Source organism: Aquitalea sp. LB_tupeE (genome assembly GCF_013391415.1).
GTDB lineage: Bacteria > Pseudomonadota > Gammaproteobacteria > Burkholderiales > Chromobacteriaceae > Aquitalea.
The window spans coordinates 1-16,213 of record NZ_JACAXB010000002.1 but is presented as its reverse complement, the minus strand read 5'-3'; the positions used below and the strand labels follow the sequence as shown (position 1 = coordinate 16,213).

Here is a 16,213-nt window from a genome sequence, read left to right as displayed (position 1 = left end):
TCAGTCAAGTTGCCGTGCTGCGGCAATTTGACTGAGCGATCACCAGGAGCGCCATATGGATTCCACTACACCTCGCCTGCCTACCTTGCGGGTACGTGCTCTGCCAACCGCCACCAATGCCTATGGGCGCGTACAGGCGGGCTGGTTGATGGGGCAGATCGACATGGCTGGCAGTCTGGATGCGGAGCGCCTGGCGCGGGGGCCGGTAGCCACGGTGGCGGTGAATGCCTTCCAGTTTACTCACCCCATCTTGTTGGGCGATGTCGTCAATCTCTATGTGGAAAGGCTGCGGGTAGGGCAAAAGTCGGTCACCTTGAAAATATCGGTGGAGGCCGAACGGCTAGATGGCGAGCTGGTGTTCGTTACGGAGGTGATCGCCACTTTTGTGGCAATTGATGTTGATGGTAAATCACGTAACTTGGCTGAAGTTGGTTGAATTTAAGGGTTTTTGTTGCTTGTTTGTCGTGTAAAACGATCGTTTGGAACAAACGCTCTTATTTTGGTGGACATGCTTAGATTCTCTGGTAGTATCCAAATTGATCCGTAGTAATACGGACATAAAAAGCGACTAGGACTACATACAGATATATTCGCAAGAGAGGGATGACACATGAAACTCAAGCACCTCAGCCAATCCGTGATGCTGATGGGAGTTGCCGTCGGGGCGTTCTCTTCCACAGCACTGGCTTCCGGTTACAACTTCGGTTCGCAAAGCGTTTCTGCGCAGGGCACTGCGCATGCCAATGCAGCAGAAGCTGCCGATGCTTCAATCATTTACTACAATCCGGCAGGTCTTTCCTTGCTCGAAGGAACTCAGATTTCTGTTGGCGCCACAACGGTCTTACCGGATTCCAGTTATACCGATACTGGCTCCAAGCGCGCGGTTTCTACCTTGCCGTTAAAGGGTAATAATGGTGGTAGCTATGCGCCATCTGCTGTTATTGCACCTACCTTTTATATGAGCAGCAAGCTGAATGACAAGGTGACGGTTGGCCTGGGTATGTTTGTGCCGTACGGTGCACAGCTGGATTATGGCAATAGCTGGATTGGTCGTTATGCTATTGAAAGTATCAAGCTGGAAACCCTGAATATTAATCCCTCTATTTCCTTCAAGCTGGATGACAAACAATCCTTAGGTTTTGGTTTGTCTGCTCAGTACATGAAAGCCCATTTAACCAAGGCGGTTGATGTAGGTAGTGGTGCTTACTCAACGCTGGTTGGTTTGTATGGTGCTTCTATTGGTGGAGCCGTTGCCGCCGGTTTGGGGGATGGTCAGGCCGGTATGAGTGCAGACGGTTGGGGTTATGGGTTCAATTTGGGTTATATGTATCAGCTTGATGAACATACCCGTTTTGGTCTGGCTTACCGCTCGGAAATTCATCAAACGCTGGATGGCTCTGCCACTTGGGATTTCAGCCAAGTTGGCAATTCCACTATTGCAGCACAGGCAGCAGCTCAGCACCCCAATTCCAGTGCACAAGTTAAAGTGGTGACGCCACAATCTGCATCTGCCAGTTTTTATCATGATCTGAACGAACGGGTGGCCATTATGGGTACGGCTACCTGGACTGGTCATTCGTCCATGCAAAATATTGATATCAAGTTTCCCGGCACCAGCGAGGGGGACTTGATCATTAATCAGAAATGGAAGAATTCCTGGATGTTTGCCCTTGGTGCCAATTACAAGTATAGCGACAAGTTGTTGTTCCGCACCGGTCTCGCTTATGACCAATCTCCGGTTTCCAGCGAACAACTGACACATCCTGCACTGCCCGATGGTGATCGCTACTGGATATCTTTTGGTGCCAATTACAAGTTTGACAAACACAATTCGGTTGATGTGTCCTACAGCTACGTCCAAGTGAAGAATGTCCATATTAATTATTCGGACGTTTGCTCGGGACAGGCTAGCTGCAGCTACACCGGCAACGGCGAAACCACGACGGGTGATTACAAAACCAATCTGCAGTTGATTGGTCTGCAGTACAACTACAGCTTCTAAACAGACAGTCAAGGTTTAGGGGCGTGGCAGGGCGGTGGCGGCGCAAGTCGCCACCGCCCGACAGCAAGGCAGGCATGAGGGGCCTGCCCCATGATTGATGAGTTTCAACATAACGAGGAAACCATGTCTCAAACCAAGTTCAATGTACGCAAGGTGGCAGTGCTGGGTGCTGGCGTGATGGGTGCGCAGATTGCCGCTCATCTGGTCAATGCCAAAGTACCGACCATCCTGTTTGATTTGCCCGCCAAAGAAGGCAACAAGAATGGCATCGTGCTCAAGGCACTGGATGGCCTGAAAAAACTCAAGCCGTCTCCGCTGGCCAATAAAGACGCAGTTGGTTACATAGAGCCTGCCAACTACGAAGACCACCTGCACCTGCTCAAGGATTGTGACCTGGTGATCGAGGCCATTGCCGAGCGCATGGACTGGAAGGGTGATCTGTACCACAAGGTGGCACCGCATTTGGGTGAGCACACCATTTTCGCCACCAACACCTCTGGCCTGTCCATCAACAAGCTGGCCGAGAGCTGTCCCGATTCCGTACGCCCGCGCTTTTGCGGTGTGCACTTCTTCAACCCGCCGCGTTACATGCATCTGGTCGAGATCATCCCGTGCGTAACGTCGGATGCGGGCATGCTGGACAATCTGGAGCGTTTTCTGGTTTCCACCCTGGGCAAGGGTGTGGTACGCGCCAAGGATACCCCCAACTTTGTTGCCAACCGCATCGGTGTGTTCTCCATGCTGGCAACCATTGCCAATGCCGAAAAATTCGGCATCCGCTTTGATATCGTTGACGATCTGACCGGTCCGCGCCTGGGCCGACCGAAGTCCGCCACTTTCCGCACGGCTGATGTGGTAGGTCTGGACACCTTTGCCCACGTAGTGAAAACCATGGACGACACCCTGCCGGGCGATCCGTGGCATGGCTTGTTCAAATCGCCGGAATGGCTGCAAAAGCTGATTGCCGCTGGTGCATTGGGTGCCAAGACCAAGGTCGGCATCTACAAGAAAGACGGCAAGAAAATGTTCGTTTTCGACGCGGCCAGTGGTGAATACGTGGGGGGCGGTCAGAAGGGTGATGATGCCGTCAAGGACATCCTGAAAATTGCCGACCCGGCTGAGAAATTCCGTCAGCTGCGTGCCAGCGAGCACCCGCAGGCGCAGTTCCTGTGGGCCTGCTTCCGCGATGTGTTCCACTATATCTCCTATCATCTGGCAGATATTGCCAACTGCGCACGCGATGTGGATTTTGCCATTCGCTGGGGCTTTGGCTGGTCAGTCGGTCCGTTTGAAACCTGGCAAGCTGCCGGCTGGCAACAGGTTGCACAGTGGATTGACGAAGACGTCAAGGCTGGCAAGGCCCTGTCCGGTGCCGCATTGCCTGGATGGGCGTTGCAGGCCGACCGCGCCGGCGTGCATTTTGCTGATGGCTCTTACAATGCGGCAGGTCAGAACCTGGTAGGGCGCTCCACGCTGGACGTATACCAGCGCCAGTTGGCTCCGGCCCGCGTGCTGGGTGAAGTGGCTGCGCCGCTGGGTGAAACCGTTTTCGAAAACGACGGTGTACGTGCCTTCACCACGGGTGATGACATCCTGGTGGTATCGTTCAAGTCCAAGGCTCATGCCATTGGTCCGGATGTCATCACCGGATTGAATACCGCGCTGGATATTGCAGAGCAGCGCTTCAAGGGTCTGGTGATCTGGCAGACCGAAGAGCCGTTCTCGGTTGGTGCCGACCTGCAATCCATGCTGCCTGCCTTCATGACTGGCGACTGGGCTGCCATTGACGCCACTGTGCGCCGCTTCCAGGAAACCTCCATGCGCCTGCGTTACAGCCAGGTGCCTACCGTAGCTGCGACGCAAGGTTATGTGTTCGGTGGTGGTTGCGAATTTGCCATGCACTGCGACAAATCCGTCGCAGCACTGGAATCCTATGTTGGTCTGGTAGAAGTGGGTGTGGGCCTGCTGCCCGGCGGTGGCGGTTGCAAGGAGTTTGCGTTGCGTGCCGCACAGGAAGCCAAGGGTGATGTACTGGCTGCGTTGAAGGACTACTTCATGGCCATCGCCACTGCCAAGGTAGCCACCAGCGGTCAGGAAGCACAGGAAATCGGCTTCTTCCGCAAGGGTGATCCGGTGGTGTTCAATGCTTACGAACTGCTGTATGTCGCCAAGCAACAGGCGCTGGCCATGGCTGAATCCGGCTATCGTCCTCCGCTGAAAGTAAAGGGCTTCCCGGTGGCAGGCCGTTCCGGCGCTGCTTCCATCAAGGGCTCGCTGATCAATATGCTGGAAGGTAATTTCATCTCCCAGCATGACTTCTTCATTGCTTCGCAAATCGCCGATGTCATGACCGGTGGTGATGTTGAGGCCGGTACGCTGGTGAACGAGCAGTGGATTCTGGATCTGGAACGCAAGGCCTTCATGACCTTGCTGCAAAACTCCAAGACCCAGGATCGCATTGCCAACATGCTCACCACTGGCAAACCGCTGCGCAACTAATACGAACAATGCATCAGACCGACGGCCGCGAGGGGCGGAGCCGTCGGCTGCAAGGAGATTGAAAAATGGTCAAGCAAGTACAGGAAGCTTATATCGTCGCTGCCACCCGTACCCCGGTTGGCAAGGCACCGCGTGGCATGATGCGTCATGTGCGACCGGACGACATGCTGGCACATGTGATTACCGGCGCGCTGGCCCAGGTGCCGACGCTGGATCCGAAGCTGATTTCCGACTGCGTGGTCGGCTGCGCCTTCCCGGAAGCGGAGCAGGGCCTGAATATGGCGCGTATTGGCGTGCTGCTGGCAGGGCTGCCCAATACCGTTGGTGGTATCACCATTAACCGTTACTGCTCATCCGGCATCAATGCCGTGCAAATGGCGGCTGACCGTATTCGTCTGGGTGAGGCCGACGTGGTGATTGCTGCTGGTGCCGAGTCCATGTCGCTGGTGCCGATGATGGGTAACAAGGTATCGCTGAACCCGGAGATCTTTGCCAAGGATGAAAACTTTGCCATTGCTTATGGCATGGGTTTGACGGCAGAGAAGGTGGCCCAGCAGTGGGGCGTATCGCGTGAAGACCAGGATGCTTTTGCTGTCGAGTCGCATCGCCGTGCCATTGCCGCCATTGATTCCGGTGCCTTCAAGAGCGAAATCACCCCGCTGGAAGTGACCTACCGCACGCCGAATCTGGAAACCGGCGAAGTCATCAGCAAGACCAGGCTGCTGGACACCGATGAAGGTCCGCGTCGTGAAACCACGCTGGAAGGCCTGGCCAAGCTGAAAACCGTATTCGACGCAAAGGGCTCGGTGACTGCCGGTAACTCTTCGCAAATGTCTGACGGTGCCGGTGCGGTGATTCTGGTATCCGAGCGTGTGCTCAAGGAATTCAACCTGGTGCCGCTCGCACGCTATGTCACTTTTGCCGTGAAGGGTGTGCCGCCGGAAATCATGGGTATCGGTCCGAAAGAAGCCATCCCGGCTGCTTGCCAGCAGGCCGGTATCACGCAGGATGATCTGAAGTGGATCGAACTGAATGAGGCTTTTGCTGCGCAAGCCTTGGCCGTGACCCGTGATCTGGAGCTGGATACCAGCAAGATGAACCCGCATGGCGGTGCCATTGCTCTGGGTCACCCTTTGGGCGCTACGGGTGCCATCCGCACGGCTACGCTGGTGCATGGCATGCGTAATGCCGGCCAGCAAGGCTATGGCATGGTGACCATGTGTATCGGTACCGGCATGGGTGCCGCAGGCATCATCGAAGTGCTGTAAGCAAGTATTGCCGCCATGAAAAACGCCCGTTTAACGGGCGTTTTTTGTTTCTGCTTTCGATTACGCTGCTCAGTCCACTTTTGACAAGGTATCGAAGTCACTGTTGCTGCAGTCTTCGAATTCTTGTTGCGGCGTTTTCAGGCGAATCAGGTAAGACTTGCCTTGTGCTGTGAGAATCTGCTCTCTGCCCGGTTCGGCCAGTGGCTTGGGCATCAGGAACCAGCGTTGACCCTTGCGTGAGTTGGGCTGGGTAATGTAGATGGCGGTGGTTGGCTGATCCCGGTTACCACCAGGTTCGCTCAGGGAAACGCCCACCGGATTTTGTCCCAGTATTTCAATGCCGACCCGTGTGCCATTTTGTTGCCGCAAAATACGGCGGATGGCACCCAGCAGCAGGGGGTGACTTTCGGTCTTCACCAGCACGATACGGCCGATCGCTAACTGTTCAACACTCTTGCCGACAAAGGTCAGGCCCATACCACTACTGCTGATGTCGTTGACCTTCCACTCCTGAATAGAGTTGGCACTATTGTTTTCAATGTCCTGAATCTTGACGGCAAATGCGGCACGTTCGAAACCAATCGTGACTTGAGCGGCGGAGCTATGCAGCGAACGTTCAGATTTGCGCAATGATTTTCCACCATCGTCCGACCAGCGGATGGCCAGCTTCTCGCACAGTGCCAACCACTCTTCCTGTTCCAGCTTGGCATCCAGTGCACGCAAGACAGGAGGTACCGAGCGGTCCAGATCAAACATCAGGTCTGCGAGCCGGCTGGTCAGATCGTTGGTGGACCAATAACGCAGCCACTTGCCGGCCATGCCGCGCAAAATGGGTTGCGGATGCTCCGGCATGCTCAGATTGACGACAAAAACCGGCTCCTGGATGGGCGCTTGCTTTTCCAGATGAATGCCCTGGCTAAGCGGCATCATCAGTTGGTCTACCGCAATGATTTCGCGGTGCAACATATTGTCAGTCTGCGCCAGATACAGCATGCAGCCTTGCAGTAGCAGCTGTTCACAGCTGACTTCAACCTTTGAGTCCGGATACAGCATCAAGGGTGTACGGGCGACGCCAGCTTCTTCAGCCTGCATGTAAAAGCGGAAGCCTTGTTGCCAGACCGACCCTTCCGGTTTCAGGTAGCGCAGTGAATTCCAGGCGATCAGACGCATCTGGTGGTGCAGGCCACGTGCCGTGATCAGACGGATGTCTGCCTCCAGTGCGTTATTCGGGGCTGTCTGATACAGCCGCAGGCAAATCTGGTAGGCATTGGCTAGTTCGTGCCAGAAGGCAAGAATGGTGGGTAGGTAGTTCTTGCTGCCTGGGGTGGCAGCAAGGAAGTCCTGACAGAGCTGGTGATGAATGTTGTGGGCTTTATCGTCCACATAAACCAGTGTCTTGATACGCTCCTTCAACGGGGTATCGGTATCCGCGTTGATTTTGGAGATGGCCTTGATGATTTCAACCAAGGCGGTAAAGTATTCTGTCTGCGGCAGATCCCTCACCAGCATGGTCGCGGATTGCGCAATACCTGTTGCTAGAGAGTTTTTTGTGAGCAGGGAACTGACCAGAGATTTAAAATCGAACATTGTGCCTTAGCTTTGTTGGGCTCTATGTTTTATCGAATGTATGTCACTATATCTTACGTCACCGGATGCGTGGGTGAAATAGTAAATTTTCCTTTTTTACCGAATATGCATGTTTGTCTGAAAAGAATTGTCCACTTTCTGAGCCGAATCATACTTGCCGCGATCTGCTTGCTACATGCTCCACCCGCCTTGGCCTTTGAATTGGCGCCAGATGAAGGGGTGGGCGTGGTGCTGGGCGGTGGCGGCGCACGGGGATTTGCTCATCTTGGCGTACTGCGCGAGTTACAGCGTCTGCACGTCCCCATTCGCTGCATTGCTGGCACAAGTGCCGGAGCGCTGATCGGCGGAATGTATGCCAATGGTCTGGATTTGGAGCAGATGGCAGCGGATTTCAACGATGCCAACTGGGATCAGATGCTCTCCGGTCGGCTGCCGCGCACTGAAATTCCTTACGACAAAAAACGTGACGATTACAAAAACTATCTCGATATCACATTCGGCTTGCAAGACGGGCAGTTGCGCGTACCGCGCAGTGCCATCAATTCGCAGGAGATCGAGATGTTCATCCGCAAGCTGACGCGTGATCGCCAGCTGGATTCTTTCGATCAGTTACCCATTCCCTTCCGGGCGGTTGCCACTGACCTTGCCAATGGGGAGGCCGTGGTTTTTGACAAAGGCCCGCTGGCGGAAGCCTTGCGGGCCAGCATGGCGGTTCCCGGGCTGTTTGACCTGGTGGAAACCAATGGTCGTCTGCTGGTGGATGGCGGCCTGGCGCGTAATCTGCCCATTCAGGATGCCCGGCAATGTGCCAGTAATCTGATTGTGGTGGATGTTGGCACGCCGCCGCTCACCAAGGACCAGATCAACAGCCTGTTCGATGTGGTGGCGCAAACCAGTAATCTGATGGTGAGCCGAAACGTTAAGGAACAAATGGCTTTGCTCAAGCCTGGTGATGTGCTGATTCGTCCGGACCTGGATGGTTTCAGTGCCGCGTCATTTGTCGATAACCAGGCCATCATCAAGCGTGGTAGTGCGGCGGCCAGCGCCCAGGCCGCCCAACTGAGCCGGTTTGCCATCAGCGCCGAGCGGTATGCGGCCTGGCGTCAGCGTTTGCAGTTGCCGGAGTACCCGCGCGTGGATGTGGTTCAGGTCAAATCCGACAGCCACTTTGTCAATACGGAAGGCCTGGCCAGCAGTATTGCCAACTTCAAGGACGGGGAGGCTGTTGATGATATCCGCCAGAAATTGCGCAATGTGTTTGCCACTGGCGACTACGATCAGCTCAGCTATGCCATCGAGGACAGGAATGGTCGCCATGTGATGACGGTGATGCCGTTGGAAAAGAGTATCGGGCCTAGCGCCGTGCACTTTGGGCTTAGTCTCAACAGCTCGACGCCAGGTGATTCCAGTTTTACTTTCCTGGCAGCACATCAACGAAACTGGCTGAATGCTGCGGGTGGTTCGTGGCGTAATGAAATGGCCATTGGCAAGGACAAGCTGTTCAAGACCGAGTTGTATCAGCCCTGGTCGTATGACAGTCCCTTGTTTGCTGCCGCATCCTTGAGCTATCACGTGCAGCCGCTGTCGTTTTATGATGACAATCACATAAAATATGCTGAAATCAGCAATGATGTCGCATCGGTTAATGCCGATATCGGTTCGGTGCTAGGCCGCTTTGGCGAGCTGCGAGTGGGCTTGTTTGATTCCCGCGTGGAGAGTTATCTGTCGCAGGGGCAGTTTCCCTTGTTGCCATCCACCGTTTACCACAGCTATGCGGGTATCCGCAGCCGTTTCGTCATTGACCAGTTTGATAACCCGCGCTGGCCCCGCGCCGGCTACTTCATGAGTACCGTCTTGACTTCCTCCTTGCCTGCACTTGGTAGTTACACGGCCAGTCGTGACTACGATGCAGTGGTGGAGGGCGTCAAAACCTTTGGTGATATTACTTTCCGTCTGACTGGCAAAGCGCGTGGCATTGTCAACCGCAAGCAGGATGATTACCGATTGGAGTCCTTGGGTGGTTTTCTGAACCTGACCGGCTATCAGGCTGGAGAACTGCTGGGTGAGAAGGTATCCTTGTCCAGGCTGATGGTTTACTGGCGCGCTTCATCTTTGCCATCGGTATTGGGAAGCGGCTTGTATGCGGGGATGTCTGCCGAGGTTGGCCGGGTGTGGGGTAATCCGTTTAATGGCAGCAATACCCCGTGGATACCTGCCGGTTCTGTGTTCCTCGCGGCGGATACCATTCTGGGCCCCTTCTTTCTGGGGGTAGGCAATGCCCGTAATGGCAAGCTCAGTGGTTATCTCTACCTGGGTGCCGATTATTGAGCTTGAGCAGTTAAAAGAAAACGGCCCTTCAGGGCCGTTTTTACTGCGACAGTCTTGGGGGGCTTATGCTAGAAAAAACAACTCGGCCAGGGCTGCGCCCGGATCGTCCTGGCGCATGAAGGCTTCGCCAACCAGAAAACTGTGTACCTGATGGCTGCGCATCAGTCGGACATCGTCTGCGGTCAGAATGCCGCTCTCCGTTACCGCAATCCGTCCGTTGCTGATATTGGGCAGCAGCTTTAGAGTGGTGGTCAGGCTGACTTCGAAGGTGCGCAGATTGCGGTTATTCACTCCGATCAGCTCGGTGTCCAGTTGCAAGGCCTGTTCCAGTTCTTCCTCGTTATGAACTTCCACCAGTACGGCCATGCCCAGTTCGCGCGACAAGGCTTCAAAGTCGCGCATCTGCGCCAATGGCAGGGCAGCGGCAATCAGCAAGATGCAGTCCGCGCCCATGGCGCGTGCTTCATACAGCTGGTATTCATCCACGATGAAGTCTTTGCGCAGCACCGGTAAGTGGCAGGCAGCACGGGCTGCCTCCAGATAGCTGGCATCTCCCTGGAAGTACTGTTTGTCGGTTAGAACCGACAAACATGCGGCACCTGCTGCTGCATAACTTTTGGCAATGGCTGGCGGGTCGAAGTCGGCGCGGATGATGCCCTTGCTAGGGCTGGCTTTCTTGATTTCAGCAATGACTGCCGGCTGGCCCAATACATGCTTGGCACGAATGGCGGCAACAAAGTCGCGCTTGTCGGTGCTGCGTGCTTCGGCCGCCTCGCGTACCGCACTTAGCGGGCGCTGCTGCAGGGCAGCGGAGACTTCCTGATGTTTGGTGGCAACAATGGTGTTGAGGATGTCGGACATTCTGTAAGCCTGTAATGATGCGTTCAGCCAAAACGGACATCATGCAGAACTGTGCGGGCTTTGGCAATGTGCGCTCGGCTAGTGAACAGCCAGGGCTTCTTGATTCAAGCCTGCAGATGGGGTTTGAAGAAGTCCAGAATGCGCTGTGGCAGCCAGTTGATGTGGCCGGGAAAACGACCGCTGACAAAGCCGACATGGCCGCCATCTTCGGGGAACTCCAGTTGCACGGTTGGGCTGGCTTCATGCCGGGCGGGCAGGGCGCTTGCCGGCAGGAAGGGGTCATTCCGGGCATTGAGAATCAGGGTGGGGCAGCTGATCAGTTGCAAGCGTGACTTGCTGCTGGCGCTGGTCCAGTAGTTCAGCGCCGTACCGTAGCCGTGCAGCGGCGCGGTGACCAGGTCATCAAACTCGATGAAGGTACGCACCTTGCGCAGTTTCTTTCCATCAAACAGGCCGGGATGACGTTGCAAAGTGGCCAGGGCCTTGGGTTTGAGCGTGTTCATGAACATGCGGGTATACAGCAATCGACCCAGGCCACGATCCAGCCGGGTGCTGGCGGCTACCAGGTCCAGCGGCGCGGAAATGGCTGCCGCCGCCCGGGGAATGGCCTGCTTGCCCTCCTTGGCCAGATAGTTCAGCAGCATGCTGCCACCCAGAGAAACGGCGGCAACCGCCATGACCGGGTGACGGCTGGCCAGCTGTTGCAGAATCCAGCGGATTTCATCTGCATCGCCGGCGTGATAGGCCCGCGGCAAAGGGTTGTCAATGCCGCCGCAGCCGCGAAAGTGCGGAACCACGCCATGCCAGCCAAGCGCAGTCAGTGCGTGCATCAGGGCGCGGGCATAGTGACTGTCGCTACTGCCTTCCAGCCCGTGAAACAGCACTACCAGTGGGCTGCCGGGTTTGCCGTCAACAAAATCCAGCACAATGCTGCCGCCATCCGGGGTGGGCCATTGTTCACGCCGGTAGTGGGGGCGTGGCGTGCGAATCATCAGGGCAGGCCAGATGGTTTGGCTGTGTCCTTCCGGCAGCCAGGGTGGTGCAATGTAGCGCATCAGGCGCTTGGCGGCTTCTGGGCCGATTTGGGCCGGAATGCCTTGATAACCTCTGGACGGGTTTCGATGTACGGTCCGCCCAGCAGGTCGATGCAGTAGGGAACGGCGGCAAAGATGCCAGGAACGACGGACTCGCCCTGTTCATTCTTCAGGCCCTCCAGCGTTTCCTTGATGGCTTTTGGTTGGCCGGGCAGGTTGAGAATCAGCGAACTCTTGCGGATGACACCAAGCTGACGTGACAGAATGGCGGTGGGTACAAAGCGCAGGCTGATCTGGCGCATTTGTTCGCCAAAGCCCGGCATTTCGCGATCTGCTACCGCCAGTGTGGCGTCCGGTGTGACATCACGCGGGGCCGGACCAGTACCGCCGGTGGTTAGCACCAGTTGGCAGCCGTCTTCATCCACCAGTTGGCGCAAGGTGGTTTCGATCACCGCCTGCTCATCGGCAATCAGGCGGGTTTCTGTGGCAAAAGGGCTGCTCAAGGCGCTGGCCAGCCACTCTTGCAAGGCGGGAATGCCCTGATCCTGATATACGCCGCTGCTGGCGCGATCCGAAACCGATACCAGTCCGATCTTCAGCATTATTCCTCTTCTCCTTCGACATCGTCGGCGGTAGCATCGCCAGATTGTTGGCGCGGCTTGCCTGGTTCCGGAATGGCTTGCTTGATCAGCTGGAACAGCAGGCGGAAGGATTTGGGCGGCTTGCTTTCTGCCTGTTCCTTGCGTGCATTGCGAATCAGGGTGCGCAGTTGCTGTGCATCCACGCCGGGAAATTCGTTGATGAAAGTGGCAGACATTTTATCGTCGCTCATCAGGCGTTCGCGCCAGCGTTCCAGCAGATGTTGCCAGGCAATATGCTCGGCCGACTCGCCCTTGATCACCAGCAGGTACTGGCGAATGGGTTCCGGGTCGATATCGCGCATCAGCTTGCCAATGTATTGCAGCTGACGACGCAGTGCGCCGTGGGCGGTAAAGCGTTTGTAGTCCAGAATGGCAGTGAGCAAATCCTCCGGCAGCTGCATTTTCTTCAGCGTATCCTTGGAGAGTTCGACCAGCTCCTTGCCCAGGTCTTGCAGCGCATCCATATCGCGTTTGCGCTGGGATTTGCTGACCATGCCATCGGGCAGGTTGTCGTTCTGGTAATCAGTCATCGTTCAACAGTCTCTACGGTTTTCAAGGCTGGTATGATACCGGAAAAGGCGGGCAGATTCCCGCGCAAACTCGCATGGCGTGTGGCTGTCACGGCAAACATGCGTCAGCGGCAAAGCAACATTCATCATGGTAGATAAAACATTGGCAGACAACACTTTCAGTTTCAGTAAGGACGTATTGCAAGACATCGCCAGTCGGGTGCTGGACCTGGCGCGTCAGCAAGGGGCGACGGCTGCCGAGACCGATGTGTCGGAAGGCTTGGGCCAGACGGTAAGCGTGCGCCTGGGTGAAGTGGAAACCATTGAATACAATCAGGACAAGGGTGTTTCGGTCACTGTTTATCTGGGGCAGAAAAAGGGCCACGCCAGTACCTCTGATTTTTCAGATCAAGCCCTGCAGGATACGGTGAAGGCTGCACTGGATATTGCCAGGTTTACTGCGGAAGATGCCTGTGCCGGTCTGGCGGATCGCCAATTGCTGGCAACGGATTTTCCGGATCTGGACCTGTTCCATCCGTGGAAACTGTCCGTGGAACAGGCTATTGATTTGGCACGAAACTGCGAAGATGCCGCGCGCGGGGTGGATGCGCGGATCAGCAATTCCGAAGGTGCCTCGGTTTCGGCGCAGGCCAGTCATTTCATTTACGCCAACAGCAATGGTTTTCTGGCGGGCTACCCGGGCAGTCGTCACAGCATTTCCGCTGCGGTGGTGGCGGAAGAGGCCGGCTCCATGCAACGGGATTACTGGTATTCGGCCGCACGTCACCCGGATGATCTGGATGACCCGATCAAGGTAGGCCGGACGGCGGGCGAACGCGCCGTACGCCGCTTGTCGGCACGGCGGGTCAAGACCGGTCAGTACCCGGTACTGTTTGAAGCGCCGGTTGCGGCGTCATTGATTGGTCATCTGGTTTCCGCCATCAGTGGCGGCAATCTGTATCGTAAATCGTCTTTCCTGCTGGATGCACTGGGTCAACCGGTGTTTCACCCTAACATCATCATCGATGAAGACCCATTCGTGCTGCGCGGCATGTCCAGTGGCGCCTTTGACAGCGAAGGGGTGGAAACCTCGGCACGACGTTTGATTGATCAGGGGGTGTTGCAGGGCTATATGCTGGCCAGCTACTCCGCACGCAAGCTGGGTATGCAATCGACTGGTAATGCAGGTGGCCCGCACAATCTGCTGGTGCATACCACTGGCGAAAGCTTCGCCGAACTATTGCAGCAAGTGGGTACCGGGCTGTTGGTTACCGAATTGCTGGGGCATGGCATCAATACCGTCACCGGCGACTACTCGCGGGGCGCGGCCGGTTTCTGGGTGGAAAACGGCGTGATCGCTTATCCGGTAGAAGAAATCACCATTGCCGGCAATTTGCGCGATATGTTCCGCCGGATGGTGGCCGTGGGTACGGATACCCTGGCTCGTGGTGGCAAGGTAATGGGTTCGGTGCTGATCGAATCCATGATGGTGGCGGGAGAGGATTAATCTATTCTCCTGTGCCGGCTGTCTTGCCTTAACGTGGGCAAGGCAGCACCCTCAGCCCCTTTCATGGTTCTGACAGGCATTTCCATTCTTGCCAAAGTGCTCAGTACGCAGCTATTCCTGAATGGATAAGAAAGCATCCGTAGCGAGGTGCAAGATGGCGGGGAAGTGTAATACCGGCTTGGTGTTGTCGGGTGGTGGTGCCAGAGCGGCCTATCAGGCCGGTGTGCTGCTGGCCATTGCGCGCATGTTGCCGGACCCGGAGGCCAATCCTTTCCCCATCATCTGTGGTACCTCTGCGGGGGCCATAAATGCGGTGGCGGTGGCCTCTGGTGCGGACAATTACCGGCAATCAGTGCACTACCTGGCGCGAATGTGGAAGAACTTGCACATCCATGATGTTTACGACGCCAGTCTTTCCTATTTCATCAAAACCTTTTTCCACTTCGGTATTTCCATTGCCACGGGTGGTCATGGCTGGCATAACCCGAAAAGCTTTCTGGATAACTCGCCCCTGCGCGCATTTCTGGGCAAGGCCATGCCATTTGATGGCATAGAACACTCGTTGCAGCAGGGAGCATTGCAGGCTTTGGCGCTGACGGCATCCTGTTTCAGCACCGGGATGTCGGTGACTTTTTTTCAGGGGCAGCCGCAGATAGATGAGTGGAGCCGTCACCAGCGTATGGGCCTGAGGGAAAAAATCGGTCTGGATCATCTGATGGCGACCTCGGCTATTCCACTGATTTTTCCTTCCACCCAGATTGGCAAGCTGCATTATTGCGATGGTGCCATCCGGCAAATGACACCATTGTCTCCGGCCTTGCATCTGGGCGCTGACAAATTGTTCATTGTCGGCCTCACCAGTCAGCGGCCGCTGGCAGTAGAGCGCCGCTCTGTCAGTGTGGCACCATCCCCGGCGCAGATTTTTGGCCATCTGCTCAATAGCGTGTTTGTCGACAGCATGTCCATGGACATGGAGCGTCTGCTAAGAGTGAATCACACCGTATCCCTGCTGCAGGGGCATGAGGATTTGTGTGCCCAGACCAGCCTCAAACAGGTGGATATTTTCATGCTCAGTCCCAGTCAGTCGCTGGAGAGCATTGCCTACCAGTACGCCCATGAATTTCCACCTGTGCTGCGCTTCCTGATGAAAGGTGCTGGTGGAACCAAGCAGCGCGGCATGACATTGGCCACATATTTGCTGTTTGAGCCAGGTTATTGTCGCGCGCTGATTGCACTCGGTTATAAAGATGCGCTGGCACAGAAAGATGCCATCAGACAATTTCTGGAACTTTGAATCAGGACTAAAATCCTAGATGTTCCGTTTTCAAGCCCAATACTAAAGACAAGGGGAAGTTGTGAGTATTCGTTTATCACGCAGACAGGGTTTTTTTCTGGTGGCAGTCGGCTGCGCCGCGGCAATGGCGTTTGCGCTTTATTCGCAATATGTATTGCATCTTGAGCCTTGCCCCTTGTGCATTTTCCAGCGCGTCGGGGTGATTTCAGTTGGCATTATTGCCTTGCTGGCTGCCCTGCATAACCCTGGACGTACCGGTTACAAGGTATGGGGCGTATTGGGTGTGCTGGCGGCAATGGCTGGCGGTGCGGTGTCATTGCGTCAGCTATGGCTGCAAAGCCTGCCCGAGGATATGGTTCCTGCTTGTGGTCCCGGCCTGGATTACCTGATGGAAACCTCCCCGATGTGGGATGTACTGTCCAAGGTATTCAAGGGAAGTGGTGAGTGTGCCAAGGTCGACTGGACCTTTCTGGGGCAGGCCATGCCGTTCTGGGTAGCGGTATTCTTTGTTGGTGTGATTGTGCTGCAACTGTGGTTGGCGTTTCGTAAATCCTGATTCGGCCAATTGATTGATCAAGCCGGTATTTCGCATGGCGCGAAATGCCGGTTTTTTTATGGGGGAGGGGTATTAAATGCAAAAAAGCAGCCCGAGGCTGCTTTTTGACTATTGGCGGAGTGGACGG

13 protein-coding genes are annotated in these 16,213 nt (G+C 55.6%); 8 read left to right on the top strand and 5 right to left on the bottom strand.

From position 1 onward, the window contains the following. Positions 1-55 precede the first annotated feature (55 nt). From HWX34_RS00090 to HWX34_RS00075, 4 genes are all read left to right on the top strand, one after another. Complete coding sequence (locus tag HWX34_RS00090) at positions 56-436, top strand: acyl-CoA thioesterase (RefSeq protein WP_062789005.1); 381 nt, start codon at positions 56-58, stop codon at positions 434-436. A 174-nt stretch (positions 437-610) separates the two neighbouring features. Further along, positions 611-2,002 (top strand): OmpP1/FadL family transporter, encoded by a 1,392-nt coding sequence (locus HWX34_RS00085; protein WP_178970411.1) that lies wholly within the window; start codon positions 611-613, stop codon positions 2,000-2,002. Positions 2,003-2,125: 123 nt separating this feature from the next. After that, on the top strand, positions 2,126-4,501 hold the full coding sequence (locus HWX34_RS00080) for a 3-hydroxyacyl-CoA dehydrogenase/enoyl-CoA hydratase family protein (protein WP_178970410.1): 2,376 nt from the start codon (positions 2,126-2,128) through the stop codon (positions 4,499-4,501). 65 nt (positions 4,502-4,566) lie between these two features. Beyond that, positions 4,567-5,769 (top strand): acetyl-CoA C-acyltransferase, encoded by a 1,203-nt coding sequence (locus HWX34_RS00075; protein WP_178970409.1) that lies wholly within the window; start codon positions 4,567-4,569, stop codon positions 5,767-5,769. A gap of 69 nt (positions 5,770-5,838) precedes the next feature. On the opposite strand, the gene HWX34_RS00070 is transcribed toward HWX34_RS00075, so the two are convergent. Then, the gene (locus HWX34_RS00070) at positions 5,839-7,278 is read right to left on the bottom strand and encodes a PilZ domain-containing protein (protein ID WP_255496502.1); all 1,440 of its coding nucleotides are present in this window, start codon (positions 7,276-7,278) and stop codon (positions 5,839-5,841) included. Between the two features lie 279 nt (positions 7,279-7,557). Here HWX34_RS00070 and HWX34_RS00065 point away from each other — a divergent pair, with 279 nt between their 5' ends. Then, positions 7,558-9,684, top strand: coding sequence for a patatin-like phospholipase family protein (locus HWX34_RS00065; protein WP_178970407.1), 2,127 nt, complete (start codon positions 7,558-7,560; stop codon positions 9,682-9,684). 63 nt (positions 9,685-9,747) lie between these two features. On the opposite strand, the gene trpC is transcribed toward HWX34_RS00065, so the two are convergent. The 4 genes from trpC to yjgA all read right to left on the bottom strand — a co-directional run bounded on the left by trpC (position 9,748) and on the right by yjgA (position 12,750). Beyond that, positions 9,748-10,545 carry an indole-3-glycerol phosphate synthase TrpC gene (gene trpC / locus HWX34_RS00060; RefSeq protein ID WP_178970406.1) on the bottom strand — a complete coding sequence of 266 codons (798 nt, stop codon included), beginning with the start codon at positions 10,543-10,545 and terminating at the stop codon, positions 9,748-9,750. Positions 10,546-10,649: 104 nt separating this feature from the next. Then, positions 10,650-11,600 (bottom strand): YheT family hydrolase, encoded by a 951-nt coding sequence (locus HWX34_RS00055; protein ID WP_178970405.1) that lies wholly within the window; start codon positions 11,598-11,600, stop codon positions 10,650-10,652. Further along, positions 11,600-12,181, bottom strand: coding sequence for a molybdopterin adenylyltransferase (gene mog, locus HWX34_RS00050; RefSeq protein ID WP_178970404.1), 582 nt, complete (start codon positions 12,179-12,181; stop codon positions 11,600-11,602). Before mog ends, HWX34_RS00055 begins: the two co-directional genes overlap by 1 nt. Further along, on the bottom strand, positions 12,181-12,750 hold the full coding sequence (gene yjgA, locus HWX34_RS00045) for a ribosome biogenesis factor YjgA (RefSeq protein WP_178970403.1): 570 nt from the start codon (positions 12,748-12,750) through the stop codon (positions 12,181-12,183). The genes mog and yjgA overlap by 1 nt, the downstream gene beginning before the upstream one ends. A gap of 127 nt (positions 12,751-12,877) precedes the next feature. On the opposite strand from yjgA, the gene pmbA reads away from it, so the two are divergent. From pmbA to HWX34_RS00030, 3 genes are all read left to right on the top strand, one after another. Further along, entirely contained in the window at positions 12,878-14,236 is a 1,359-nt protein-coding gene (gene pmbA / locus HWX34_RS00040) for a metalloprotease PmbA (RefSeq protein WP_178970402.1), read from the top strand. A gap of 154 nt (positions 14,237-14,390) precedes the next feature. Then, positions 14,391-15,530, top strand: coding sequence for a patatin-like phospholipase family protein (locus HWX34_RS00035; RefSeq protein ID WP_178970401.1), 1,140 nt, complete (start codon positions 14,391-14,393; stop codon positions 15,528-15,530). Positions 15,531-15,591: 61 nt separating this feature from the next. Beyond that, positions 15,592-16,086: a disulfide bond formation protein B gene (locus HWX34_RS00030; RefSeq protein WP_370459606.1), complete on the top strand. Its 495-nt coding sequence runs from the start codon at positions 15,592-15,594 to the stop codon at positions 16,084-16,086. Positions 16,087-16,213 lie beyond the last annotated feature (127 nt).